Annotated in this window: 23 protein-coding genes; 9 read left to right on the top strand and 14 right to left on the bottom strand. The window is 64.5% G+C overall.

Annotated features, from left to right (window positions below; all coding sequences use genetic code 11):
- Positions 1–17 precede the first annotated feature (17 nt).
- Complete coding sequence (locus BLU39_RS20050; protein ID WP_092716121.1) at positions 18–1,028, bottom strand: LLM class flavin-dependent oxidoreductase; 1,011 nt, start codon at positions 1,026–1,028, stop codon at positions 18–20.
- Between the two features lie 260 nt (positions 1,029–1,288).
- Between BLU39_RS20050 and galT the strand changes: the two genes are divergently transcribed.
- The 5 genes from galT (at position 1,289) to BLU39_RS20075 (ending at position 10,355) form a co-directional block, all read left to right on the top strand.
- Positions 1,289–2,389 carry a galactose-1-phosphate uridylyltransferase gene (gene galT, locus BLU39_RS20055; RefSeq protein WP_092716123.1) on the top strand — a complete coding sequence of 367 codons (1,101 nt, stop codon included), beginning with the start codon at positions 1,289–1,291 and terminating at the stop codon, positions 2,387–2,389.
- Positions 2,386–3,492 (top strand): M24 family metallopeptidase, encoded by a 1,107-nt coding sequence (locus tag BLU39_RS20060; protein WP_092716125.1) that lies wholly within the window; start codon positions 2,386–2,388, stop codon positions 3,490–3,492. Before galT ends, BLU39_RS20060 begins: the two co-directional genes overlap by 4 nt.
- The gene (gene galK / locus BLU39_RS20065) at positions 3,489–4,556 is read left to right on the top strand and encodes a galactokinase (RefSeq protein ID WP_092716127.1); all 1,068 of its coding nucleotides are present in this window, start codon (positions 3,489–3,491) and stop codon (positions 4,554–4,556) included. Before BLU39_RS20060 ends, galK begins: the two co-directional genes overlap by 4 nt.
- Before the next feature lie 66 nt (positions 4,557–4,622).
- Positions 4,623–6,470: a glycoside hydrolase family 2 protein gene (locus BLU39_RS20070; protein ID WP_314607399.1), complete on the top strand. Its 1,848-nt coding sequence runs from the start codon at positions 4,623–4,625 to the stop codon at positions 6,468–6,470.
- Between the two features lie 54 nt (positions 6,471–6,524).
- The gene (locus BLU39_RS20075) at positions 6,525–10,355 is read left to right on the top strand and encodes an NAD(P)-binding protein (RefSeq protein ID WP_092716131.1); all 3,831 of its coding nucleotides are present in this window, start codon (positions 6,525–6,527) and stop codon (positions 10,353–10,355) included.
- Between the two features lie 343 nt (positions 10,356–10,698).
- Here the strand turns inward: BLU39_RS20075 and BLU39_RS20080 are convergent, their stop codons facing one another.
- Positions 10,699–11,196: a hypothetical protein gene (locus tag BLU39_RS20080; protein ID WP_139178396.1), complete on the bottom strand. Its 498-nt coding sequence runs from the start codon at positions 11,194–11,196 to the stop codon at positions 10,699–10,701.
- 457 nt (positions 11,197–11,653) lie between these two features.
- Between BLU39_RS20080 and BLU39_RS20085 the strand changes: the two genes are divergently transcribed.
- Positions 11,654–11,953, top strand: a complete 300-nt coding sequence (locus BLU39_RS20085) for a hypothetical protein (protein ID WP_092716136.1) — start codon at positions 11,654–11,656, stop codon at positions 11,951–11,953.
- Here BLU39_RS20085 and BLU39_RS20090 read toward each other — a convergent pair whose 3' ends face one another.
- The 6 genes from BLU39_RS20090 to BLU39_RS20110 all read right to left on the bottom strand — a co-directional run bounded on the left by BLU39_RS20090 (position 11,954) and on the right by BLU39_RS20110 (position 15,738).
- A complete protein-coding gene (locus tag BLU39_RS20090) occupies positions 11,954–12,367 on the bottom strand; it encodes a VanZ family protein (RefSeq protein ID WP_232731321.1) in 414 nt (137 codons plus the stop codon).
- Positions 12,348–12,587 (bottom strand): hypothetical protein, encoded by a 240-nt coding sequence (locus tag BLU39_RS28335; protein ID WP_139178398.1) that lies wholly within the window; start codon positions 12,585–12,587, stop codon positions 12,348–12,350. Before BLU39_RS28335 ends, BLU39_RS20090 begins: the two co-directional genes overlap by 20 nt.
- Positions 12,588–12,915: 328 nt before the next feature.
- Positions 12,916–13,680 (bottom strand): SDR family NAD(P)-dependent oxidoreductase, encoded by a 765-nt coding sequence (locus BLU39_RS20095; RefSeq protein WP_092716138.1) that lies wholly within the window; start codon positions 13,678–13,680, stop codon positions 12,916–12,918.
- Positions 13,681–13,764: 84 nt separating this feature from the next.
- Positions 13,765–14,286 (bottom strand): TPM domain-containing protein, encoded by a 522-nt coding sequence (locus BLU39_RS20100; RefSeq protein WP_092716140.1) that lies wholly within the window; start codon positions 14,284–14,286, stop codon positions 13,765–13,767.
- Positions 14,286–15,122, bottom strand: coding sequence for a TPM domain-containing protein (locus tag BLU39_RS20105; protein ID WP_092716143.1), 837 nt, complete (start codon positions 15,120–15,122; stop codon positions 14,286–14,288). Before BLU39_RS20105 ends, BLU39_RS20100 begins: the two co-directional genes overlap by 1 nt.
- Before the next feature lies 1 nt (position 15,123).
- The gene (locus tag BLU39_RS20110; RefSeq protein ID WP_070313665.1) at positions 15,124–15,738 is read right to left on the bottom strand and encodes a LemA family protein; all 615 of its coding nucleotides are present in this window, start codon (positions 15,736–15,738) and stop codon (positions 15,124–15,126) included.
- Positions 15,739–15,895: 157 nt separating this feature from the next.
- Between BLU39_RS20110 and pyrF the strand changes: the two genes are divergently transcribed.
- Positions 15,896–16,720, top strand: a complete 825-nt coding sequence (gene pyrF, locus BLU39_RS20115; protein WP_092716145.1) for an orotidine-5'-phosphate decarboxylase — start codon at positions 15,896–15,898, stop codon at positions 16,718–16,720.
- 310 nt (positions 16,721–17,030) lie between these two features.
- Here the strand turns inward: pyrF and sbcB are convergent, their stop codons facing one another.
- Entirely contained in the window at positions 17,031–18,479 is a 1,449-nt protein-coding gene (gene sbcB / locus BLU39_RS20120) for an exodeoxyribonuclease I (RefSeq protein ID WP_092716147.1), read from the bottom strand.
- A gap of 156 nt (positions 18,480–18,635) precedes the next feature.
- On the opposite strand from sbcB, the gene BLU39_RS20125 reads away from it, so the two are divergent.
- A complete protein-coding gene (locus BLU39_RS20125; protein WP_254789019.1) occupies positions 18,636–19,265 on the top strand; it encodes a DUF5610 domain-containing protein in 630 nt (209 codons plus the stop codon).
- 106 nt (positions 19,266–19,371) lie between these two features.
- Here BLU39_RS20125 and BLU39_RS20130 read toward each other — a convergent pair whose 3' ends face one another.
- The 5 genes from BLU39_RS20130 to BLU39_RS20150 form a co-directional block, all read right to left on the bottom strand.
- A complete protein-coding gene (locus BLU39_RS20130) occupies positions 19,372–20,337 on the bottom strand; it encodes a GGDEF domain-containing protein (RefSeq protein WP_092716151.1) in 966 nt (321 codons plus the stop codon).
- 258 nt (positions 20,338–20,595) lie between these two features.
- Entirely contained in the window at positions 20,596–20,973 is a 378-nt protein-coding gene (locus BLU39_RS20135) for an HPF/RaiA family ribosome-associated protein (protein WP_086139606.1), read from the bottom strand.
- A 184-nt stretch (positions 20,974–21,157) separates the two neighbouring features.
- A complete protein-coding gene (locus BLU39_RS20140) occupies positions 21,158–21,823 on the bottom strand; it encodes a DUF1345 domain-containing protein (protein ID WP_092716219.1) in 666 nt (221 codons plus the stop codon).
- A 39-nt stretch (positions 21,824–21,862) separates the two neighbouring features.
- A complete protein-coding gene (locus tag BLU39_RS20145) occupies positions 21,863–23,113 on the bottom strand; it encodes an MFS transporter (RefSeq protein ID WP_092716153.1) in 1,251 nt (416 codons plus the stop codon).
- Positions 23,114–23,193: 80 nt separating this feature from the next.
- Positions 23,194–24,219: a CDP-6-deoxy-delta-3,4-glucoseen reductase gene (locus tag BLU39_RS20150; RefSeq protein ID WP_092716155.1), complete on the bottom strand. Its 1,026-nt coding sequence runs from the start codon at positions 24,217–24,219 to the stop codon at positions 23,194–23,196.
- 12 nt (positions 24,220–24,231) lie between these two features.
- On the opposite strand from BLU39_RS20150, the gene BLU39_RS20155 reads away from it, so the two are divergent.
- On the top strand, positions 24,232–25,149 hold the full coding sequence (locus tag BLU39_RS20155; RefSeq protein ID WP_092716157.1) for an SDR family oxidoreductase: 918 nt from the start codon (positions 24,232–24,234) through the stop codon (positions 25,147–25,149).
- Positions 25,150–25,176: the final 27 nt, after the last annotated feature.

The following is a 25,176-nucleotide window of genomic DNA, read 5'->3' on the forward strand; positions in this document are numbered from 1 at the left end:
CTTCCGCTCGCGACAGTTTAGAAAACGTTTTTATGACCGCTTGCCAGCTCCGCATGCACCTGCGCCGTGATTTCATACGAGCGCAAGCGGTGCTGGTGTTCGAAGATCTGCGAAGTGATCATCAGTTCGTCGGCGCCTGTTTCGGCGATGAAGGCGGCCATCTTCGCCTTGACCGTGTCCGGTGCGCCGATGGCCGTGCACGACAGCACGGAATCGAGCATGGCGCGTTCCTGCGGACCCAATTGCTCGAGGTAGCCGGGCACGGGCGGCTGCAGACGCGACGGGCGGCCCGTGCGCAGGTTGACGAAGGCCTGCTGCATCGACGTGGCGCGCAGGTGCGCTTCCGCATCCGTATCGGCGGCAAACACGTTAAAGCCCAGCATCACGTACGGTTTCGCCAATTGTTTTGACGGCTTGAAATGTTCGCGGTAATAGGCCACGGCTTGCATCATCATTTGCGGCGCGAAGTGCGAGGCGAACGCGTACGGCAAGCCCAGGTGGGCGGCCAGCTGGGCGCCGAACAGGCTCGAACCGAGTATCCACACGGGCACTTTCGCGCCCTTGCCGGGCACGGCCAGCACGCGCTGGCGCGGCTCGTCGGACATATAGTCGATCAGTTCCAGCACGTCCTGCGGAAATTGCTCCGCATCGGACTGCAGGTCGCGGCGCAGGGCGCGCGCCGTCGTCTGGTCGGAGCCGGGCGCGCGGCCCAGGCCCAGGTCGATGCGGCCCGGATGCAGCGCTTCCAGGGTGCCGAACTGTTCCGCGATCACCAGCGGCGAGTGGTTCGGCAGCATCACGCCGCCCGCGCCCACGCGGATGGTGTTCGTGCCGGCCGCCACATGGGCGATGACGACGGCCGTGGCGGCGCTGGCGATGCCGGGCATGCCGTGGTGTTCGGCCAGCCAGTAGCGGTTGTAGCCCCAGCGTTCGCCGTGCTGCGCCAGGTCGAGCGTGTTCTTGAACGACTGGCTGGCGTCGCTGCCTTCGGCGATGGGGGCCAGGTCGAGTATGGAAAATGGAATCATGGTAGCGATATCGGGACGTGGTGGAAAATCACAATGGACGATTTGTCTATCCCCTGACGATAATAGGGTCGGCCTTGAACGCGGCAGGGATGACAGGCTGTGCACATGATAATGCGAATCGGGAATTTGCGTACTGATCGGTAAAAAACTCGTGCCGATTGGGATCGGTGCTGCTGCAACTGCCGGAATCGCCGCAGACTCTGGAACTTTCCTTGCCAGTACCAGTCTTAAGAACTCGTGTCTTAAGATTGTGAAACGTCATGTACTGCAAGCAACTCGTCAAGCCCGACGGGCGCCAGCTGACCCTTTACAGCCGGCGTCCCATCGTCGCTGGTCTTGCACCGAGTCCTTTCCCCCAGCCGCAGGGAGCCAATCCGCACTTGCGCTGGCACCCCTTGCGCGGCGAGTGGGTGGCGTATGCGGCTTATCGCCAGGGCCGCACTTTCCTGCCGCCACCCCAGTACAACCCGCTGGCGCCCACGCGCGACCCTGCCCATCCGACGGAACTGCCTGCCGGCGACTACGATATCGCCGTCTTCGACAACCGCTTTCCCACCCTGGCGCTGGACGCCCACGATCCGCCCGACCTGACGGTGGCCACGGCGCCGGCCGCCGGCCATTGCGAAGTGGTGGTGTTCGCCCAGGATACCGGCGCCTCGCTGGGCACCTTGCCCGTCAGTCACATTGTCCTGCTGCTGCAAGCGTGGGCCGCGCGCACGCAGGAGCTGGCCAGCCGGCCCGGCATCGCCTACGTGCTGCCGTTCGAAAACCGTGGCGCGGAAGTGGGCGTGACCCTGCACCACCCGCACGGCCAGATCTATGCCTATCCCTTCGTTCCGCCCGTGCCGGCGCGCATGCTGGAGCAGGAGCGCGCGTATTTTGCCGGCCATGGCCAGGCCTTGCTGGTGGACATGGCGCGCCAGGAGGCGGACGCTGGCACGCGATTGCTGTACCTGGGACCGGAAGCCATCGCCTTTGTTCCCGCCTGCGCCCGCTATCCGTATGAAGCGTGGGTGATGCCGCGGCGACAGACGGACAGCTTTGCGGCCCTGTCGGCGGAGCAGCGCGAGGACCTGGCGCGCGCCCTGAAAACCGTGCTGCTGAAATACGACGGCCTGTGGCAGCGCGAAATGCCCTACCTGATGGCCTGGTACCAGGCGCCGACCGATGGCCGCGCGCATCCGGAAACGCAGTTGCACGCGCAGTTCTACCCGCCGTACCGCACGTGCGAACGGCTCAAATACCTGGCCGGCACGGAGCTGGCCGCCGGCATGTACGCCATGGATGCCTTGCCCGAGGAGTCGGCGCGGCAGTTGCAGCAAGTGCGCGTGGCATGGGAAATGTCAGAGGAAATCGCATGAATTGGAATGTGGAACTGGAAATTGCCCATAAACTGGCGCAGATGCGCGGCTGGCTGGAACAGGAAAGGGCGGGCGCGCTGCGCCTGCGCGGCATGGACTGGTTCGCCTGGGCCACGGCGGGCGCGTCCTGCGGCTCAGGCCAGTCGGCCGAGTGCGGCTGCGCCGAGGTCCTCGTCACGCGCGATGCGGCCTACATCCTGACCGATGCGGCCGAGGCGCAGCGGCTGCGCCACGAAGAGGTGCGCGGCGGCTGGACGTGGCAGGTGACGCCGTGGATGCAGCCCCGGCTGGCCGAGTTGCGCGAGCATTTCGTGCAGCATGCGGCAGGCGGGCGACCCGTGCTGAGCGACCGGCCGGGCCTGCATGAGCGCTGCCTGCCGGCCGCCTTGCGCGAAGAGCGCTTGCCCCTGCTGGCTTCGGAACAGGCGCGCTACCGCGAAGTGGGAGGCCTGGCCGCCGCGGCCGCCAGCGAAGCGCTGCGCGCCGCGCGTCCGGACTGGAGCGAGCAGGAGCTGGCCGGCGCCTGCGCCCGCGCCCTGTGGTCGCGCGGCCTGCACGCCGTGTACGTGCTGGCGGCGGGCGCCGAACGCTTCGAGCGCTACCGGCGCGCGCCGCCGGCCGCCTCGCCGCTGGGCGAGCGGGCCGTGCTGGCGCTGTGCGCGCAGCGCTTCGGCCTGTGCGCCAGCCTGAGCCGCCAGCGCCGCTTCCGCCCCGCGCGCGACGGCATGGGCGAAGCGGACGCGGCCATCCTGGCGCTGGAAGCGGTGGCGCTCGATGCCTGCGCGGTGGGGCATGCGCTGAGCATGGTGTATCACGCGCTCGACAGCGCCTATGCGTATGCGGGCCAGCCCGATACGGTGCAGGAATTCCGGCAGGGCGGCATCGCCGGCTACCGCTCGCCCGAAGTGGCGGCCGGCGCGCACACGGAAATCGCCCTGAAGGATGGCATGGCCCTGGCCTTCCATCCCAGCTTGCCCGGCAGCATGGTGGAAGACACTTTCGTGCTCAGCGGCGGGCGCCTGCACAACCTGACCTGCGACCCGGACTGGCCGGCGGCAACGGTGCAGGGACGGCTGCGTCCGCTGACCCTGGAGTTGCCATGATCACTCCCGACGCGTATTTCGGCGCCGTTCCCGTGGTGGCGGCCTCTGCGCCCGGCAGGGTCAACCTGCTGGGCGAGCACACGGACTATAACGATGGCTACATGCTGCCGTGCGCCACGCCGCAACGCACGCGCGTGATGCTGGCGCTGGCCGCCGATGGTCACCATCAGTTCTATTCGGCGACCCTTGACGAACTCGTGCGTTTCGAGCGCCAGAGCGCCGCGCCGCCCGGTTTCGGCCGCTACCTGGAAGGCTGCATCCGCCTGCTCGAGGAGCGCGGCGTGGCCGTGCCGGCCGTGCGCGCCCATATTGATTCAGACGTGCCGCCGGGCGCCGGCCTGTCGAGCAGCGCGGCGCTCGAGATCGCCATGCTGCGCGCGCTGCGCCAGCTGCTGGGACTGCAGATTGACGACGTGTCGCTGGCGCTGATGGGGCAGCAGGCGGAAATCCGCTACGCGCAAGTCAATTGCGGCGTGATGGACCAGATGGCGTCCAGCCTGGCCGACGAGCGCCACATGTTGCTGCTCGATGCGCGCACCCTGCGCCATGAACTGCTGGCGTTGCCGCACGACAGCGAGGTGCTGGTGATCGACAGCGGCGTGCCGCGCACCCTGGCCGGCAGCGCGTACAACGTGCGGCGCGCCGAATGCGAACAGGCGGCGCGCCTGCTGGGCGTGGCTGCGCTGCGCGACGTGCGCGAACCGTCCGTGGTGGAAGGCTTGCCCGAGCCGTACCGCCGCCGCGCGCGCCACGTGGTCAGCGAAAACCTGCGCGTGCTGCAAGCGTGCGGCCAGCATGGTCCCGTGCTGTTCGGCCAGTTGATGACGCTGTCGCACGCCAGCCTGCGCGACGACTACGAAGTGTCGCTGCCGGTGCTCGATACCTTGGTGGCGCTGCTGTCGGCGCAGTCCGCCGTGTATGGCGCGCGCCTGACGGGCGCCGGTTTTGGCGGCGCCTGCGTGGCCCTGTGCCGCAAGCAGTGCGCGGCTAGCACGGGGCGCACGGTGGTACAGCGCTTTAACACGGAAGGACACAGTGCACGCATGGTGGTTCCCTTGAATTGAGCATGGTTTGATCTTGCTCATGCGTGATAAAGCACGCCTTTTTCTTTGGAACTTGGCCCGTGCCGCATGCCTCCAATTGGCATGCTCAATGACTCTCTCCCCCCACCCCATACGGACGGCCAGGCCGGAACCGCCCCGCCTGAAGCGGGCGGCTTTGCGTATCCCCGGCCGCAGATGGTGCGCGAAAACTGGCAGTCGTTGAACGGCGCCTGGCGTTTTACCTTCGACAATGAACGGCGCTACCGGCTGCCCGATGGCGGCATCGACTGGACGCACGAGATCATCGTGCCGTTCCCGCCCGAGTCGCAGGCCAGCGGCGTCGGCGACCGGGGCTTCCACCGCGTTTGCTGGTACCAGCGCGAGTTCCTGCTGCAGCCGGGCGGCCCCTGCGTGCTGCTGCATTTCGGTGCCGTCGACTACCATGCGAAGGTGTGGCTGAACGGTCATGTGGTGGCCGACCACGAGGGCGGACATACGCCGTTTGTCGCCCACATCAGCCATGCCCTGCTGCCCGACGGGCCGCAAGTGCTGACGGTGCGCGTCGAGGACGACCCGCACGACCTGGCCAAGCCGCGCGGCAAGCAGGACTGGCAGCTGCTGCCCCATTCCATCTGGTATCCGCGCACCACGGGTATCTGGCAAAGCGTGTGGATAGAGCGCGTGGCGTCCACCTACATCGGCAAGCTGCGCTGGACGCCCGTGTTCGAGGGCTACGAGATCGGCTGCGACGTGTTCGCCATGGGCGACCTGCAGGACGACCTCACGGTGGGCGTGCGCATCTGGCATGGCGACAACCTGCTGGCCGACGACCAGTATAAATTGATCGAAAACGAGGCGAGCCGCAAGATCGCCCTGTCCGACCCCGGCATCGACGATTCGCGCAACGAACTGCTGTGGAGTCCCGAAAGGCCCATCCTGCTCGATGCCGAAGTGACCTTGTGGCATGGCGATGAGCTGCTCGACACGGTCAAGTCGTACACGGCGCTGCGCTCGGTGGCCATCAACCGCGACCGCTTCATGCTCAATGGCCGGCCGTATCCGCTGCGCCTCGTGCTCGACCAGGGTTACTGGCCCGACACCCTGCTGGCGGCGCCTTCCGACGACGCCCTGCGGCGCGACGTGGAACTGGCCAAGGCCCTGGGTTTCAACGGCGTGCGCAAGCACCAGAAGATCGAAGATCCGCGCTACCTGTACTGGGCCGACCGCCTGGGCTTGCTGGTATGGGAAGAAATGCCATCGACCTACCGCTTTTCCAGCAAGGCCATCACGCGCATGGTGCGCGAATGGACGGACGTGATCGAGCGCGACTATAGCCACCCGTGCATCCTCGTCTGGGTGCCGTTCAATGAATCGTGGGGCGTGCCCAACCTGACGGCCATCCAGGCCCACCGCAACGCCGTCGAAGCGCTGTACCACCTGACGCGCACGCTCGACCCCACGCGGCCCGTGATCGGCAACGACGGCTGGGAAGCGTCGGCCACCGACATCCTCGGCATCCACGATTACGACTGCGATCCGGAGCGGCTGCAGGCGCGCTACGCGATCAGCGACTCGGCCCGCACGACCCTGTTCGACCAGCGCCGGCCCGGCGGGCGCATCCTCACGCTCGACGGCTTTCCGCACCGGGGCCAGCCCATCGTCCTCACGGAATTCGGCGGCATCGCCTTTGACAGGGAACAGGGCGAATCGGCGGAAACCTGGGGCTATGCGCGCGTGGGCAACGAGGCGGCCTTCCTCGACATTTACCGGCGCCTGATGAACGTCGTCAACACGGCGCAGATGTTCAGCGGCTTTTGCTACACGCAGTTTGCCGACACCTTCCAGGAAGCCAATGGCCTGCTGACGGCGGACCGAACGCCGAAGGCCGCGCTGGAGCTGCTCAGCGCGGCCACCCGCAATATCCGGCTCAATTGAACGCAAGCCGGACCCGGCAAGTTTCATCTGCTTACTACATCAAGAGAGGCTGGCATGGCCGATACCGATGGCGCGGCAGCGCCGTTCCTTACCTACTGGCAGGCGGGCTACGAGGGCGCCGACCACGTCACCCATGGCGGCCATGCGCTGGACATGAACCGCGCCACGGGCCACCTGGACAGGGTGCGCGCGGACTACCTGCTGCTGCGCCAGTTCGGCATCCGCAGCGTGCGCGAAAGCATAGGCTGGCGCCTGGCCGAGCGCGATGGCCAGTTCGACTTTTCCTTCATCGAAGAGCGCGCCGCCGTGGCGCAGGAACTGGGCCTGCAGATCAACTGGACCTTCTGCCATTACGGCTGGCCGCCCGAGGTCGATCTGTTCTCGTCCGACTTCGTGCCGCGCTTTGCCCGCTATTGCCGGGCGGCGGCGCAGTTCCTCGCGCCGTATGCGGGCAGTGCGCCCGTGTATTCGCCCATCAATGAAATCTCGTTTACCAGCTGGGGCTTGTCCGTGCACATGTTCCAGTGCCTGAATATGTACCGGCCCGATGCGGGCGAGGAAGGCAAGCGGCAGCTGGTGCGGGCCACCGTGGCGGGCTGCGACGCCATCCGCGCCGTCAGCCCGCAGGCGCGCTTCTTGCAATGCGATCCCCTGATCCATGTGATCGCGCCGCCCGGACGCACGGACTGGGTCGGACAGGCTGCCGCCTGGCGCGCTTCGCAGTTCGAAGCGTGGGACATGCTGTGCGGCCGGCAAGCGCCGGAACTGGGCGGCGCGCCCCGTTACCTGGACTTGATCGGCTTGAACTATTACCACAGCAACCAGTGGGAAAGCGGCAGCAATTTGCGCCTGTGGTGGCACCTGGGCGAACCGCGCCGCATGCCCCTGCACCAGCTGCTGCTGGAAATGCAGGCGCGCTACCAGCGGCCCCTGCTGCTGGCGGAAACGAGCCACGTGGGCAGCGGGCGCGGCGCGTGGATACGCGAGGTGGCCGCCGAGGCGGCGCTTGCCGTCCAGCATGGCGCCGCGCTGCGCGGCATCTGCATCTATCCCGTCATCGACCGGCCCGACTGGGACGATGCCAGCCACTGGCACCGCAGCGGCCTGTGGGATGTCGGCCTGGAAGGCGAGGGGGAAGAGCGGTTGCGGCGCATCCTCGTGCCCCCTTACGCGGCGGCACTACGGCAGGCGCAGCGCCTGACCGGACAACTTTGTTCAACGTTTGCCCTGGCGGGGCAGAAAGGAACTGGCATGCGAACCATCATCGTTTTTTCCCATTTGCGCTGGAATTTCGTGTATCAGCGTCCGCAACAGCTGCTGTCGCGGCTGGCGCAGTTCTACCGCGTGGTCTTCGTCGAGGAACCCGTCTGGCACGATGGGCCGGGCACGCTGGAACTGTCCACGCCGGCGCCGAACGTGACCGTGTGCCAGCCCCGCACGGCCGTGCAGGCGCCCGGCTTTCACGACGACCAACTGGCCGTGCTGCAGCCCCTGCTGAGCCAGATCACGCCTGCCGACGACCCCATCGTATGGTTCTATACCCCGATGGCGCTGCCGCTGCTGCCGGCCCTGCATGCGGGCCTGGTCGTGTATGACTGCATGGATGAACTGGCCGCATTCAGGAATGCGCCGCGCCAGTTGCTGCAGCGCGAGACGGCCTTGCTGGCGCGCGCCGACCTCGTGTTCGCCGGCGGCCCCAGCCTGTTCGAGGCGAAGCGCACGCGCCACGCCAACGTCCATTGCTTCGCCAGCAGTGTCGACACCGTGCACTTCGAACAGGCGCTGGACCGCCACAACGGCCATCCCGCGCAAGCGGAGATCGGCCGGCCCAGGCTGGGATATTACGGCGTGATCGACGAGCGTTTCGAGCCGGCCCTGGTGGCGGCGCTGGCCGACGCCCATCCCGAGTGGCAAATCGTGCTGGTCGGCCCCATCCTCAAGATCGATCCGGCCAGCCTGCCGCAGCGGCAGAACATCCATTATCTGGGCCAGCAGCCTTACCAGGCGCTGCCGCACTTCCTGGCCGGCTGGGACGTCTGCCTGCTGCCCTTCGCCAGCAATGAGGCGACCCGCTTCATCAGTCCGACCAAGGTGCTCGAATACATGGCGGCGCAGCTGCCCATCGTCAGCACCCCGATCGCCGATGTGGCCGTGCCGTATGGCGACATCGTGGCGATCGCCGACACGCCGGAAGCCTTTGTCGCCGCCTGCGAGGCGGCGCTGGCCGCGACGCCGGAACAGCGCGCGGCCATGGCCGCCAGCATGCGCGCCATCGTCGATGCCACCTCCTGGGATGCCACGGTGGAGCAGATGCGCCATTTGCTCGACACGACGCCGCCGGGGCAGGGCGTCCGCCAGGCGGTGCCCGCCGCCGGCGCGGCGCAAGCCGCCGCACCTGGCGCCGACGTCAACCTCTTGCGCCCCCCGGGCGCGCCGCAAGCCGTGGCCTGCGCCATCATCGGCGCCGGCCCGACGGGCTTGAGCGCCGCCTATCACCTGGGTGCCGATACCTTGTTGCTGGACAAAAATGCCGCCGTGGGCGGCTGGTGCCGCTCCATCCAGGAGCGGGGATTTACCTTCGATCATGCGGGCCACATCATGTTTTCCAACGACGACTATGTGCTCGACATGTACCGCACCTTGCTGGGCACCAACCTGCACTGGCAAAACCGCGAAGCCTGGGTGTACAGCAAGCAGGTCTACACGCGCTATCCATTCCAGGGAGCGTTGTACGGCTTGCCGCCGGCCGTCATCAAGGAGTGCATCGTCGGTGCCATCGAGGCGCGCTATGGCAAGGCGCCGGCCGCCCCGGGCCAGGCAGCGGCCGCGGCCTGCGCCGTGGAAGACTGTTGCGCCGATGGGGGCACGGGGCTGGAGCAGGTGCACGATGCCGTGGCGGCGCCGGCCCAAGCACAAGCCCAGAGCGCGCCCAATTTCGAGCAATTCATCCATCAGGTGTGGGGCAGCGGCATCGCCCGCCATTTCGCCATTCCCTACAACAAGAAATTGTGGACCGTCCCCCTGTCCGAGATGGAAACGTCGTGGCTGGGCGGGCGCGTGCCCTTGCCGAACCTGGACGAAATCATCGAGGGCGCGCTTGAACCGGTGGCCAAGCCGATGGGCCCGAACGCGCGCTTCGGCTATCCTTTGCAGGGCGGTTTCCAGGCCTTGATGTCGGGCTTCCTGCCGCACCTGCAAGGCAAGCTGGAATTGAATGCCGATGTGGTGCAGGTCTTGCCACGGCAGCACGTGATCGTGCTGGGCGATGGCCGCCGCTTCCGCTACCAGCACTTGCTCAGCACCATGCCCTTGCCGCAGCTGGTGCGCCTGATCGGCGAACAGGCGCCGCCACAAGTGCGGGCGGCGGCGAGCGCCTTGCGGCATATTTCCGTGCGCTGCGTCAACCTGGGCGTGGCGCGCGAAAACATCAGCGAGAAACACTGGATTTACTATCCGGAAGAGACGATATTTCACCGCATTTTCCTGCAAGGTAACGCCAGTCCCCATTGCAACGCGCCGGGCGGTTTCGGCCTGACGTGCGAGATCAGTTACTCGCCCTGGAAACCGTTGCCGCTCGATGGACAGGCCCTGATCGACCGCTGCGTGGCCGATTGCATCGCGGTGGGCTTGCTGCGCGACGATGACCGCCTGCTGGCGGCCAACCAGGTGGACATGCCCTACGCCTACGTGGTGTACGACCATGCGCGGGCTGCCAATGTGGCGCTGGTGAAGGCATGGCTGTCCACGCAGGATATCGTGCTGGCGGGACGCTACAGCGAGTGGGAATACTACAATTCCGACCATGCCTTCCTGGCCGGGAAAAAAGCGGCGGAACTGATCGCCGGGCTGGCCGCCAGCCAGCGCAAGATGGGCATGGTGGAATAGGTGCTTGCGCCGGGAGCACAGGAAGGCGCTCCCGGCGCGGAACAGACACGATGAGCACGACGGGCATGGGGAACGATGAAGATGGGGGACTAGCAACAGGAACAGGAACAGGAACAGGAACAGGAACAGGAAGCCAACAGGCAACAGGCAACAGGCAACAGGCAACAGGCAACAGGCAACAGGCAACAGGCAACAGGCAACAGGCAACAGGCAACAGGCAACAGGCAAGGCAGATGGGATTTGCCTTGCCTGTTGCCGGGCTTCGGTGGCGTAGCTGGCGCTGGCGCTCGGCGCTCTGCATGCCAGCGGTCAGGCGTTATCGTTGCATGCGGGCGCTGTCTCTTTAATAGCGCTGCAGCAAGCCGTTGACCACCTTGACATGATCGCCGATCTGATAGCTGGGCTGGGAGTTTTGCATGAGGGTGCGTGTGCTGCCGTCGTCCAGGCGCAGGGTGACCCGGTATTGCGTGTTGCCCGAAGTGCTGCCCGCCGTGCCGGAACTGCCTGATTGCATGTCGCTGCTGCTCTGATCCATGCCGCGCGATACCGGCTCGATCGATTGCACCGTGGCGGAGGCGATGCTCACGCCCGTTTGGCTGCCATCCATGTTCATGGCGTTGTTGGCCGTGGAGGTGCGCGTGTCGGCGCTGCCTGTGCCTGCGGTGCCGCTGCTGCTCGTGCTGGTGTCGCTCATGGTGCTGCTGCCGGTCCCGGCTGTATTGCTGTAGCTTTCACCGCTGCGGCCATTCGTGCTGCTCATGCTGTTGCTGTTCGGATTGGAACTGCAGGCGGCCAGCGTACACAGCAGGCCGGCCAGCGCCATGGTTTCTTTTGCTCTCATCTTCTTCTCCTCTTGGTCTGACAAAGTGTTAACCCCGTTTCCAGGGTGCGGCGGAGGTCAGCGTCAATGGCGCATGCCAGGAATGCCAGACATGGCCGCAACTACTGCTAAGTAATCCTCAGGAAAATATTGTCAATTTATGACAAACAGAACCGGATGCTATGCAAGGCGCCAGCTGCGACGCAGTGCGAGCACTGCTAGCAGTTGGCAAGCCTCGTCGGCCACCTTGCAGAGCGCCGGTAATGGAAGTCAGAAATCACAATAATTTAATGGGGGTTACTTGGTAAGAGCGCGGGGCGGGGAGGATGTTCGGTCCTTGTTATTTCACATTGAGGTACATCAAGCGCTTCGATTGTCGAGCTTGGTATAAAAGACATTCCTGCGCAGGGCGAGTACGGCGTTCGCGCTTTCCCCTTGTGTTTTCCCTTGTTTTCCGTTGCCTATCTCAGGAGAATAAATGTCTGCCGATTCCCGTAGCGTCAAGCTGATCAATGAGCTGGTGACTGCCGTGTACGGCGCCCCGGGCGCGGCGGGCGGCGCGCGCGCCCGCCATGCGCTGACTCAGGCCCTGCATGCCTTGACGAGGCTGTCGCGGTCGGAACAGTTGATGGAGATGCGGCGCGATGCGGCGCGCGCGGCGGGAGCGGCCGGCCGGCGGGAGATGCGTACGGCCCTGCGTCGCGTTGCGAGCCGGGCGGCGGCCGGCCAAAGGCAGTTGCCGCTGGCACTCGGTGCCGGCGATGACGCCGCGCCGTGATCAGCCCTGCTGTTTTTTCAGTGCGGCAGCGGCCATGCCCGGCCAGCAAAAGTACAGTGGCAGCACGACGGCCGTGGCGGCCGTGATATCGACCACCCAGTCGCTGACGGCGCCATGGCGGTACGGCAGGAAACTCTGGATGAATTCGTCCAGCGCACCCATGGCCGCCACCATCAGCACCGACAGCAGCGCGCGGCGCGCCATGCCGCCGCCCGTGCCGCTGAACAGGATCAGGGCCAGCACGCCATAGCCGAAGGAATGCAGCACGCCGCCCGACGCATATTGGCCCACGTCCGCGCGCACGCCGGGGATGTCGCCGATCAGGATGACCAGGGCATACAGCAGCAGCGCGGTGCGGTAGCGCAAGCGTTCGTAGCGGTCGGCAAAACAAAGTTCAAGCAAGGGTGCAGGCATGATGCGTCAGGTCAGATGAAAAGGCAGTTACCATATCATGGGCATGGCGGCTCACCATGTTTTTGCGCAAGAGCTTGCCGCGCGGGCAAAAAAAGGCCCGCGGGGGCGCGGGCCAAAAACCCAAATAAAAAGGGCCAAGAGTTGAGAGTTGCTCGGTGCTCACCATGTCGCGCGCCTTGCCGGCGCCCGCCACAGTCACGAAAGGGGAGTGGTGTGCCATCGCGGCACACCTGTCTGTAGTCAGGCATATCGGTTGCCTGTACAGCAGATGAAGCAAGTATAGGGGGCGAAAATGACGGCCTGATGACACGCCGCAACATTTTTATGCGATATGCGGAATGACGGGGAAGATTGCTCGTCATGGCAAGAATGTCCATGTTTCAGCCGTGATGGCAAAAAAAAAGCCCGCTGGTGAAAGCGGGCTTAAAACTATTTTCTTGGAGGAGAATAGTGGAGACAGGTGCATTATGCTGCGTCGCACGATATGTGTCTAATGGTCTTTTTAGATATCCATTATCGTTTTTTGATATAACTGCCTCGTCCTGCCCTCAATCCTTCACGGCCACCGTGTAGTTGAGCGCCATGCGCCCGCCATCGACATAGATGGTCTGGCCCGTCATGTAGGTGGCGTCGTCGCTGGCCAGGAAGGCGGCGATGCCGGCCACTTCTTCCGGTTCGCCGCAGCGGCCCAGCGGCGTGCGCGACAAAATCGTGTGGCGCGCTTGCGGGCTGGACAACACAGCCTGCTTGGCCAGCTCCGTCAGGATGGTGCCCGGGCCGATGCCGTTCACGCGCACGCCGTGCGATGCCAGGTTCAGGGCCATGACCTTGGTCAGCTGGTTGATGGCACCCTTCGACACCACGTACGGTACCTGGTTCGGGATCGCCAGTTCCGCATTCACGCTGGACATATTGATGATGCAGCCGCTGTTGCGCTTGACCATCTCGCGCGCCACGGCCTGGCCGCACAGGAACATCGACTTCAGGTTGATGCGCATGACCCGGTCGAAATCGTCTTCGCACACGTCGAGGAAATCGGCCGCGTGCGTGACGCCCGCGTTGTTGACGAGGATATCGATGTGGCCGAACTGCGCCAGGGTTTCCTTCAGCATGGCGTCGACGTCCGCCTTCTGGCTGACGTCGGCGCAAAAGAAGCGCGCTTGCGGGCCCAGGGCGGCGGCCGCTTGCGCGCCTTCTTCCTTGATGTCGACCAGCATCACTTGCGCCCCTTCGGCGATCAGGCGGGTGGCGCAAGCCAGGCCGATGCCTTGCGTGGCGCCCGTGACGATGGCGGTTTTATTGATCAGTTTCATGAGTGCTCCTCGGCGGGTAATAGGGGGCGCTGCCCAGCCACGGACTTGCGCGGCAATGGGCAGATTTTAATCCCTGGGCAGGAATCAGAGGAGGATGGGTTCGTTCGGCAACTGATTGCCGCGCGTGCCATCGGCAGGGAAGTGGCTTTGCAGCAAGGTATTCAGCTGCGCCAGGGCTTCCAGGGTGCTGTCATGGAAGTTGCCTTCCTTGAATCCCCTGGTCATGGTGCGGCACACGGCTTGCCATTGCTCCGGCGTGACGCGGCGGCCAACGTTGCGGTCGGCCACGATATCGACCTGGTGCTCGGCCAGGTTGATGTAGATGAGCACGCCAACGTTGTCTTCCGTATCCCACACGCCATACTGGGCGAACAGTTCGCGCGCCCGCTCGCGGTTGCTCACGCCCTGGTAAGCCATGCCCGGCGTCAGGGCCGCCTCGACGATCAGGCGCACTTCCGCACGGTGCAGCGTTTCACCGTCGGCAATCGCCGTCTCGATGGCTTTCAAGGTACGTTCCGGAAACGCCTGGCGCGCCGTCGCCGGCGTGCCCCGCAAATGCTTCAATGCCCGTCCGCAGCGCTGGCCGAATGTCAGATGTTTCGTCATTACCAATCTCCCGAGGCGCCGCCGCCGTCAAATCCGCCGCCGCCGCCACCGAAACCACCGCCGCCACCGCCACCGCCGAAGCCGCCGCCACCGCCGCCGAAGCCGCCGCCACCGCGGTTGTTCAGCGCCTGGTTCAAAATACTGCCCAGCACGACGCCGGTGGCGCCGCTGGACCAGTTGCTGCCGCGCTGCAGCCGCGTCGGCCCGCCACGCGAGCGGAACAGGGTCAGCACGACGAGGAAGCCGAAGAACAGCAGCGGCAGCCAGAAGCTCATGCCGCCCGCTTCCACCGTGGCCGGCGCTTTCTGCTGGACCGGGGCAGGGAATTGCTCCTGGTTCAGCAGGGTGGCAATGGCGCCGATGCCGGCGACCAGGCCGCCGTAATAGTCATTCTGCTTGAAATGGGGGGCGATCACGTCTTGCAGGATGCGTTTCGATTGCGCATCCGTCAACACGCCCTGCACGCCGCGGCCCGCCTCGATGCGCAGGCGGCGCAAGGACGATGGGTTGTCCTTCGCCACCATCAGCAGCACGCCGTCGTCGACGCCCTTGCGGCCCAGCTTCCAGGCATCCGTCACGCGGATGCTGTATTGCTCGATGGCTTCCGGTTCCGTGCTCTTGACCAGCAGCACGGCGATCTGGCTGCCCGTCTTCGCTTCGTAGTCGGCCAGCACGCCTTCCAGCGCCGCTTTCTGCTTGGCGTCCAGCATGCCGGCGTTGTCCGTCACGCGCGCGGCCAGCGGCGGCACGGGCTGCAAGCCCTGCGCGCCGGCCGGCGCCATCGTCCACAGCAGCAGCGCCGTCGCCAGCGCCGCCAGATAAGACCAGGCTTTCATCTTATTTGCCAAAGTTGACGGTCGGCGCCGTCGAGATGGCTTTTTCGTTTTCCACCGTGAACGATGGCTTGACCTTGTAGCCGAAGACCATGGCCGTCAGGTTGTTCGGGAAGCTGCGCGCATGCACGTTGTAGTCCTGCACGGCGGCGATGTAGCGCTGGCGGGCCACGGTGATGCGGTTTTCCGTGCCTTCCAGCTGCGACTGCAAATCGCGGAAGCTCGTATCGGCCTTCAGGTCAGGGTATTTTTCGGACACGACCATCAGGCGCGACAGGGCCGACGACAGCTGGCCCTGCACTTGCTGGAATTTCTCGAACGCGGCCGGATCGTTCAGCACTTCGGGCGTGATCTGGAAACTGGTGGCGGCGGCGCGCGCCTTGGTCACCGCTTCCAGGGTTTCGCGTTCGTGCGTGGCATAGCCCTTGACGGTGTTGACCAGGTTGGGGATCAGGTCGGCGCGGCGCTGGTACTGGTTGACCACTTCGCCCCAGGCGGCCTTGGTGGCTTCATCCTTGCTCTGGAAGTCGTTGTAGCCGCAGCCCGTCAGGATGCCGGCCAGGACGGTGACGCTCAGCGCCAGGCGCAGCCATTTGGTGAATTGATTCGTGATTTGCATGATGGGTTCCGTGCAGAGTAAGGGAGGTGGGGCAAATATACCTGAAACGGCCCGCAATGTCGGTTTAATAAGCGCCGGTCGCCGCCTCCGCCTGCCTTCCCGGGGCCGCGCCGCGTTACAATACGGGGTTTGCAACTGAAGATAGAGAAGGTGTGCCGTGAATTTCATCAATAAATTATCCGCCGCATGGACGGCCAATAATTCCCTGCTGTGCGTGGGTCTGGACCCGGATCTGGCGAAACTGCCGGCCGAACTGCGCGATCTGCCTGATGGAATCACCACCTTTTGCACGCGCATCATCGACGCCACGGCCGACCTGGCCTGCGCCTTCAAGCCGCAGATCGCGTATTTTGCCGCGCTGGGCGCGGAAAAGCAGCTGGAAGACATCTGCCGCTACGTGCGCGAAAACTACCCGCACATCCCGCTGATCCTCGACGCGAAACGGGGCGACATCGGCGCGACGGCCACGCAATATGCGCGCGAAGCGTTCGAGCGCTATGGCGCCGATGCCGTCACGGTGAACCCCTACATGGGCGAGGATTCGCTCGACCCTTACCTGGCGTGGAAAGACCGCGGCGTGATCATCCTGTGCCGCACCTCGAACCCGGGCGGCTCGGACCTGCAATTCCTGAATACGGATGGCGAACCGCTGTACCAGCGCGTGGCACGCCTGGTGGCCGAGAAATGGAACAAGAATGGCCAGTGCGCGCTCGTCGTCGGCGCCACCTTCCCTGAAGAACTGGCGCAAGTACGCGCCATCGTCGGCGACATGCCGCTGCTGGTACCCGGCATCGGCGCCCAGGGCGGCGACATCGCCGCCACCGTCGGCGCGGGCCAGACGGCCAGCGGCATGGGCATGATGATCAGCTCCTCGCGCGCCATCATCTACGCCACGCCGCAGGACGGCGAAGACTGGGCCGACGCGGCGCGCCGCGTGGCGATTGAAACGCGCGATGCCATCAATCAACATCGTTCGGTTTAAGCACCATCCATCAAAAATGTAGGTCGGGTTAGGCCCGTGGCCGTAACCCGACAACACCGCTAACGTCCACAATGTTGTCGGATTACGCGGGCCTTCGGCCCGCTAATCCGACCTACGGCTGCAAATTGAGCGCGCGATGTGATCAAAGCGCACCGTGCGGGCTGAAAAATTACATTCAGCAGGCCTCACAGCGTCTAACAAAACCGTAGCGAGCGGAAGGGAGAGGTGGTCGAGAAGCGCAACCGTACTCTAGTACGGTGAGCATCGCAGGCCACCTATACCGACGCGCAGTAGGTTTGGTTAGGTGCGACTAATCGCGCATGGGCGCCACCATCTCCACGTAGTCGTACAGCTCGCCTAAAATCTCTTCTCCCCGCTCATCGACCGATTCCGACAGCACGTCGATTTCCGTAAACAGCATTTCGATGGTGCGGGCGCCGCCGTCGCCGTCGAACAGGCGGGCGGCGCGGTGCTGCTCCCAGCGCAGGCTTTCCGCCTCGCTCAGGGTTTGCGGGAAATTGCGCGCGCGGTAGCGGAACAGCAATTCCTGCAGGCGCTCGTCGGCAAACGAAGGGCGGGCCGTGGCCAGCTTGGCCGGTGTTTCGCGGCGCAAGGATTCCAGCAGGCGGCGGTCGTCGTTGCTGACGAAACCGTTGTACAAATCCTCATCCACGTCCAGCGCGACATTCGCGCCCGGGCGCTGGAACACTGCGGCCCAGATCGCATCCATGTTCGGCGCCGCGGCGGCAAATTGCGCGTTGATTTTCGCCGCGTCCACGTCGATGCCCCATTGCGCGGCCATGGCCGGCGACAGGGTTTTTAAATTGCCGACCAGCATGGGCGACTTGTTCAGGTGCACGCTTTTCACGGGCAGGCGCGTCATGCCTTCCGGCATGGCTTCCTTGCGCGTGAACAGCCGCGTGCGGATGGTGTCCGCGTCCAGTTCGAACAGTTCGCGCGGATCGTAGGCGCAATCCCAGACGAGGATCTCGTTCTTGTTGCTCGGGTGCGTGGCCAGCGGCCAGACGACGCCCAGGCAGCCCCGTTCGGCGGGGAACATGCCGGACACGTGCAGGAAAGGCTGGCGCTCGCCGGCGGCCAGGTGCATGCCCATTTCGCTGGCGACCCGGTCCTTCTTGTGCAGGGCCAGGCAGAATTCGAACAGTTTCGGCTGTTTCTGCCTGATCAGGCGGGCCAGGGCGATGGTGGCGCGCACGTCGGACAGCGCATCGTGCGCCGCTTCGTGGACCAGGCCATTGGCCTTGCTCAGGTGTTCCAGCTTGAAACTGGTCTGGCCATCGTCGCGCTTGGGCCATTGAATGCCTTCCGGGCGCAGCGCGTGCGTCATGCGCACCACGTCGAGGATGTCCCAGCGGCCGCAATGGTTCTTCCATTCGCGCGCGTACGGGTCGATCAGGTTGCGCCAGAACAGGAAACGCGTGACTTCATCGTCGAAACGGATGGTGTTGTAGCCCACGCCGATGGTGCCCGGTTCCGAAAAGGCCGCTTCGATGGTGGCGGCGAACTGGTGCTCGGGCACGCCCAGCTGCAGACATTGCTGCGGCGTGATGCCCGTGATCAGGCACGATTGCGGGTCGGGCAGGAAATCATTGGCAGGCTGGCAATACAGCATGATCGGCTCGCCGATCTCGTTGAGGTCCTCATCCGTGCGGATGGCGGCGAACTGGGCCGGACGGTCGCGGCGTGGCTGGGCGCCAAAGGTTTCGTAATCGTGCCAAAGAAAGGTCTGCTTAGTCATTGATGGTCATTACTTGGTTACTTGATTGGTTATCCGGGCCCGTAAAAGAGCGCCGCTGCTACAGTTTTCTGAAAACCTGCCGATACTACACGAGAGGATGGTCATCACTGCGTTTCCCGCATGGTGGCATACATTGCCCGTTCAAGGAGGCCTATCGTGTCAATTCCCATCGCCGCTAGCGGCAATTCCACCCCTTCCGTGACTTCCGTCAGTACGGGCGTTGCCGGCAAGGACGATAAAGTCCAGCAAAAGGACGGCGTCAACGCTGAAATGAGCGTCAACGATCGCACGAAGCTGCAATTGAACGCTTCCATCATGCAGGCCTCGCTGAACGTGTCGATCGGTTCCGAGAACGAGCCGCTGGCGCTGCTGTACAAGACGGCCATCACCAACATCAATGAAGCGCTGAAGAGCCAGTACGGCGACGACGCGATCCAGAACGCGGCGTCGCAGGACAATAGCGCCGAAGCGACGGCGAGCCGCATTGTATCGCTGTCGACGGGTTTTTTTGACGCCTTCAAGCAGCAGAATCCCGACATGGACGACGATACGGCCCTGACCAAGTTCATGGACACCATCAGCGGCGGCATGGAAAAAGGCTTCAAGGAAGCGCGCGATATCCTGGGCGGCTTGAAAGTGTTGAAAGGCGATATCGCCGGCAATATCGACAAGACGTATGAACTGGTGCAGAAGGGCTATGCGGATTTCATCGCCGCGCACAGCAGCAAGAAGGATGAGGCCGCCAAGCCGGATACTTCCAAGCCGGCCGACAGCAAGGCTGCCTGATCAATATTGCGCCGGAAGCGCCTGAGAAAATGTCCAGGGCCAGGCGCGTTGCCGGAGGCAGTACGAATGTACGACGAGGCAATGCAACGACGCCATGGGCGTTTTATCAGGTGCTTACGCGGTTGCGTCCGCTTGCCTTGGCGCGGTACAGCGCCGCGTCGGCCGCCGCGATCAGCGCATGGTCATCCTGTTCGGCCGCCAGGCTGGCCACGCCGAACGAACCCGTGATGTGCGGCAGCGCGCTGCGCATGTCGGCGAAGATGACGGCTTGCCGCATGCGTTCGCACAAGCGTTCGGCTACCCGCAGGGCCACGTGTTCGCTGGTATCGGGCAAGATCACCATCATTTCCTCACCACCGTAGCGCACGGCAAAATCCGTCGGCCGCAGGGCCGCGCCCAGCACTTGCGCGGCGATGCGCAGCGCCTGGTCCCCCGCCTGGTGGCCGTGCGTGTCGTTGAAGCGCTTGAAATGGTCGAGGTCTATCATCACCAGCGACAGCGGCGAGGCGCTGGAGTGGGCCGTGACGATCATGTTCGGCAGTAAATCGGTGAGCCAGGCGCGGTTGTACAGGCCCGTCAGGCTGTCGACCATCGACAGCTGGCGGTAGAATTCGCCCAGTTTCTGCCGGCGGCGCAGCAGGGCATTGGCGGCGCGGATGCGGAAGGACAGCAACCGCAGCAGGTTGCGCGCCAGGCCGTTCGACTGCTCGATCAATTCCCAGACGACGGCCGCGTCGATCACCAGCAAATCAGTTTCTTCCAGGGCGGAAATGGCGGCCAGGTTGCTCGCTTCATCGAGCACCGATTGTTCACCCACGCTTTCGCCGGGCAAGACCTTGCTGACGGTGCCGTCATCCATGCCCGTGTGGGTGTCGGCTGCCACGGCCAGCGAGCCGCGCAGGACGATGTAGAGGCTGGCGCCTTGCGTGTCGGCAATGGCTTCGCCCGCTTCGAGGCGCATGACGGGGCAGGGCGCCAGCATGGCGGCCGTCTGGCTATCCGCTCCATCGCGAAATAGCTGTAAATCGCCGATGTTGCAGCCTGAAGCGCCGAAGTTGCCGATCTGTTCCACAATCACACTTTCAAAAAGCCGGCGCGCGAGCAGGGTGCCGGTAGCTTCATGATAGCGTAAAGCGGCCTTGGCCGTAACGGCAAAGGCTTGCTTGATGTCACTTACTGTGAGAAATACGACAATTATTTCATTGTCGTGTTATTAAGCTGAAATGCTTGTGGTTTTATTATTGGTATTGCCGCGCACAAAAGGCGGGCCAGATGTGCAAAGGCAGCCTTGAACGGCTGCCTCAGTCTCTGGAAATCCTGCAGGGGGGAGTTACTCGGCGGTTTCTTCCGCTTCGGCCGTATCGATCACGGCATTCTTGCCGGTGGCGTGGCGCTTGCTGTCTTGCAGGCGGCCCAGGGCGCTATCGATGGCGCGTTTCAGTTTGTCGGTGGCGCCGGCGACGGATTGATGCACGGTGGCGTTTTGCTCAGTGACGGCAATTGGTTGATAGCCGGCAACGCGCGCTTCCATGACGCAGCGGATATCGTCTGCGCCGCCTTTTGGGCCATTCGTGTCGCTGAGGTGGACTTCGATGCGGGTCAGGTTGTCGCGGAAGCGGCTCAGTGCGCTTTCAAGTACGGATTGCACATGTTCGTTCAGTCCAGCGGTGTTGGCGATGGTGCTGTCGGTATGAATATTGATTTGCATATGCTTACTCCTGTCAATTCAAAAAAAACCCATCTCAGGCGTGCTGCTGCCTGGTTGCTGCCTCATGCACACGACCTCTGTGCATGGAACTTATCTTACTCCTCTTTCCAGTATTTCAAGAGGGTGCGCACGATTAAGATGAGCTTAACCCTTCAGCCAGGTCAAGTTTCCACTACGAAATTATTCAACCATTGATCAGGCCTGCGGCAATATTGATCGACAGCCCCAGCACGACCAGATTGAAGAAAAAGCTCAGCACGGATTGCCCCAGCACGATTTGCCGCATCAGGCGCGTCTGGACGGAAACGTCCGACGTTTGCACGGCCACGGCAATGGTGAACGAGAAATACAGGAAATCCCAGTAATCGGGGTTTTGCTCGTCGTCGGGAAACTTCAGCGGGCGCAGCGCGGGGTCGGCCTGGTAATACAGGTGGGCATAGTGGAAGCAGAACAGGGTGCCGACGAGGAACCAGGAGCCGACCAGCGTGAGTATCGTCAAGCCGTAGTGCAGCGCGCGCGCGTCCGGTGTCATGTCCTTCATGGCGGACAGTTGCGAGACGATGGCCACCAGGCTCATCACGGATGCGACGGACAGGGCCGACAGGACGGTCGCCGCCCGCTCGTCCTGGCGCGCCGCCATCATTTTCACGCGGTGGTGGTTGGCGCGCATCATCATCCAGGCCATCGTCGCCAGGTAAAACCAGACGGCCACGTTCCACGCCGTCAGCAAGCGCGTCATCTGTTGCCAGGACGAAGGCAGCAGCAGACCAGCCGCCACGCCGATGGCCGTGGCCAGGCTCAGGTGGGGACGGCTGCGGATGAAGCTGCGAAACGGAAGCGTGATTTTCATGGTGCCAGGATGCATCTGTTGGGATAGCGCATCTTACGCTTAAGTTGCCGCCGTGGTGGCCGCCTTCGCCGCCGTTTCCTTTTCGTGGTGGGGGAAGCGGTCCATGCGCGACAGCACGGGGAACAGCACGGCCCAGATGCCCGTCACGGCCAGGGTGGCGGCGCCGCCGAAGAGTACGGCGCGCACCAGGCCGAACCAGCCGGCCGTCAAGCCCGATTCGAATTCGCCCAGCTCGTTCGAGGCGCCGATGAAGACGGCGTTCACGGCGCTGACCCGGCCGCGGATCTCGTCCGGTGTCTCGAACTGCACCAGCAGGTGGCGGATGTAGACGCTGACCATGTCGCCTGCGCCCATCAGGAACAGCGCTACCAGCGCCAGAGGGAAATAGCTGGTGCTGCCCAGCACCAGGGTGCCCAGGCCGAAGACGGCCACGCCGCCGAACATCCACGGACCCACGCGGCGCGTGATGGGGAAGATGGCCAGCACGATCGAACACAGGGCCGCGCCGGCGCCCGGCGCCGTGCGCAGCAAGCCCAGGCCGCTGGGGCCGATGTGCAGCACGTCGTGCGCGAGCGCCGGCAGCAGGGCCGTGGCGCCGCCGAACAGCACGGCGAACAGGTCGAGCGAAATGGCGCCCAGCACGATGGGTTTCGACCAGACGAAGCGCAAGCCTTCGAGCAGGGTATGCCAGCTGGCCGGTTCCCGCCTGACCACTTGCGGCGCCGGCGTGGTGGCGCGCATCAGCAGCACGGACAGCACCAGCAAGGCCGACGAGATCAAATACACCACCTTGGGGCCGAAGTAATACAGCAAGCCGCCCAGGGTAGGCCCCAGGATGATGGCCACGTGCGAACTCGACGAGCTGAGCGCGACGGCGCGGCTGAAGTGTTGCGTGGGCACCATGTTGACCAGCACGGCTTGCGTGGCCGGCATCATGAAGGCGCGCGCGCTGCCGAACAGCACCAGCACGGCAAAGACGGGCCAGACGATGGCAAGTCCACTCAGGGTGAATGCCAGCAGGGCAAGCGCGCAAGCGAGCTGCGCTGTCATGCACCAGGCGATGATGTTGCGGCGGTTGTAGCGGTCGGCCACGTGGCCGGCCGGCAAAATCAAGACGAGGAAGGGGGCGAACTGCGCCAGGCCGATCAAGCCCAGGTCGAACAGGCTGCCCGTGATCTGGTACACCTGCCAGCCGATGGCCACGCTTTGCATCTGCACGGCCACGGTGCCCAGCACGCGGGCGGAAAGGTAAAAGGCGAAGTTGCGGTGACGCAGGATGGCGAAAGACATGAACACTTTCCAGGGAGCGGCGGGATGGGGCGGGTGGCGGCAGCGGATGCCGCACCTGCAGCATCCCGCTGTCTGGATGCTTACTTGGCCAGGTCGGCTTCCGTGGTGAAGGCGTCGGCGTAGAACTCGTCGGCCGGCAACCGGCACAGTTGCACGAAATCGCGGTGGGCCGAATCGACCATCACGGGCGCGCCGCAGGCATATACCTGATACGCGGACATGTCCGGAATATCGGCGATGACGGCCTGGTGCACGAAGCCCGTGCGGCCGCTCCAGCCGTCTTCCGGCAAGGCGTCCGACACGACGGGAACATAGGTGAACTGCGGCAAGTCGGCGGCCCACTGGCGGCACAGCGCATCCATGTACAGGTCGTGCGGACGGCGCCCGCCCCAGTACAGGGTGATCGGGCGCGTGGAGCGCTCGTTGATCATGTGCTCGACGATGGCTTTCAGCGGGGCGAAGCCCGTGCCCGAGGCCAGCAGCACGACGGGCTTGTCGCTGTCCTCGCGCAGGAAGAAGGTGCCCATCGGGCCTTCGAAACGCAGGATGTCGCGCTCTTTCATGGTGCCGAATACCTGGTCGGTGAACAGGCCGCCCGGCAGGTGGCGGATGTGCAGGGTCACGGGGCCGCCGTCGGCGGGTGCGCTGGCCATGCTGTAGCTGCGGCGTTTGTTGTCGCGCAACAGGATTTCGATATACTGTCCGGCGCGGTAGTTGAGGCGCTCGCTGGCCGGCAACTGCAGGGTCAGCACGACGACGTCGGGAGCGACTTTCTCGATGGTGGTGACGCGCGACGGCATTTTCTTGATCGGATAGTCGCTGCTGCCCGCCACTTCGCGCGCTTCGATGACGAGGTCGGCGTTCGTGGTGGCGCAGCAGAACAGGGAAAAGCCGGCCGCTTCCTCTTCCGGCGTCAGGGCGCGCTGCTGGTGCGCCTTGTGTTGGACGGTGCCGGAAAGCACTTTGCCCTTGCAGGAACCGCAGGCGCCATTTTTACAGCCATACGGCAAGCCCACGCCGGCGCGTATCGCCGCCGCCAGCACGGTTTCGTCCGCTTCGCAGCTGAACTGGTGGCCGCTGGGCTGAACAGTAACTTGAAAAGTCATACAATCCTTGAGATGAAAAATATGTTAACGCATTCTTTGCGCAAGCCCTCAGGCTTGCCGCGCCTGCTGATCCTCGGTTGCGGCGACGTCGGCATGCGCTTGCTGCCGCAGCTAGCGGCGCGCTTTCGCGTCTTTGCCGTCACCAGCCAGCCGGCGCGCTGCGCGCAGTTGCGGGAAGCCGGCGCCGTGCCCATCGTGGCCAACCTCGACGACCGCGCCAGCCTGAAACGGCTGGCCGGACTGGCGACCAGGATCGTGCACCTGGCGCCGCCCATGTCGTCGGGCTTGCTGGACCGCCGTACGCGCAATCTGGCCGCCATTTTACCCGAGCATGCACGCATGGTGTATGTGAGCACCAGCGGCGTGTATGGCGATTGCGGCGGCGCCCGGGTCGATGAAACGCGGCCGACGGCACCTGCCAATGCGCGCGCGAAGCGGCGCGTGGATGCCGAGCAGGTCTTGCGCAACTGGGGCGCGCGCCGCGGCGCCACGGTGGCCATCCTGCGCGTGCCCGGCATCTATGCGGATGACCGCCTGCCGTTGAAACGCTTGCGCGAAGGCACGCCGGCCCTGGCCGCGGATGACGACGTGTACACCAACCATATTCATGCGGACGACCTGGCGCGCATCATCGAGCGGGCCTTGTGGCAGGGCAAGCCGGGACGCGTGTATCACGCCAGCGACGACAGCGAACTGAAAATGGCCGAGTATTTCGACGCCGTGGCCGATACGTTCGGCTTGCCGCGCCCGCCGCGCCTGCCCCGTGCCGAGCTGCGGCAAGTGGTCACGCCGATGCTGCTGTCGTTCATGTCCGAATCGCGCCGCCTGCACAATACGCGCATCAAGCGCGAGCTGGGCGTACGCCTGCGCTACGCGCGCGTGGCCGATGCCTTGCAGGCGATGGCGGCCGGCGGGGCCGGCATCGGGTAAAATGGCCGGTTATCTGCGCACTTTGCT

The organism is Janthinobacterium sp. OK676 (genome assembly GCF_900103595.1).
Taxonomy (GTDB): Bacteria; Pseudomonadota; Gammaproteobacteria; order Burkholderiales; family Burkholderiaceae_D; genus Janthinobacterium.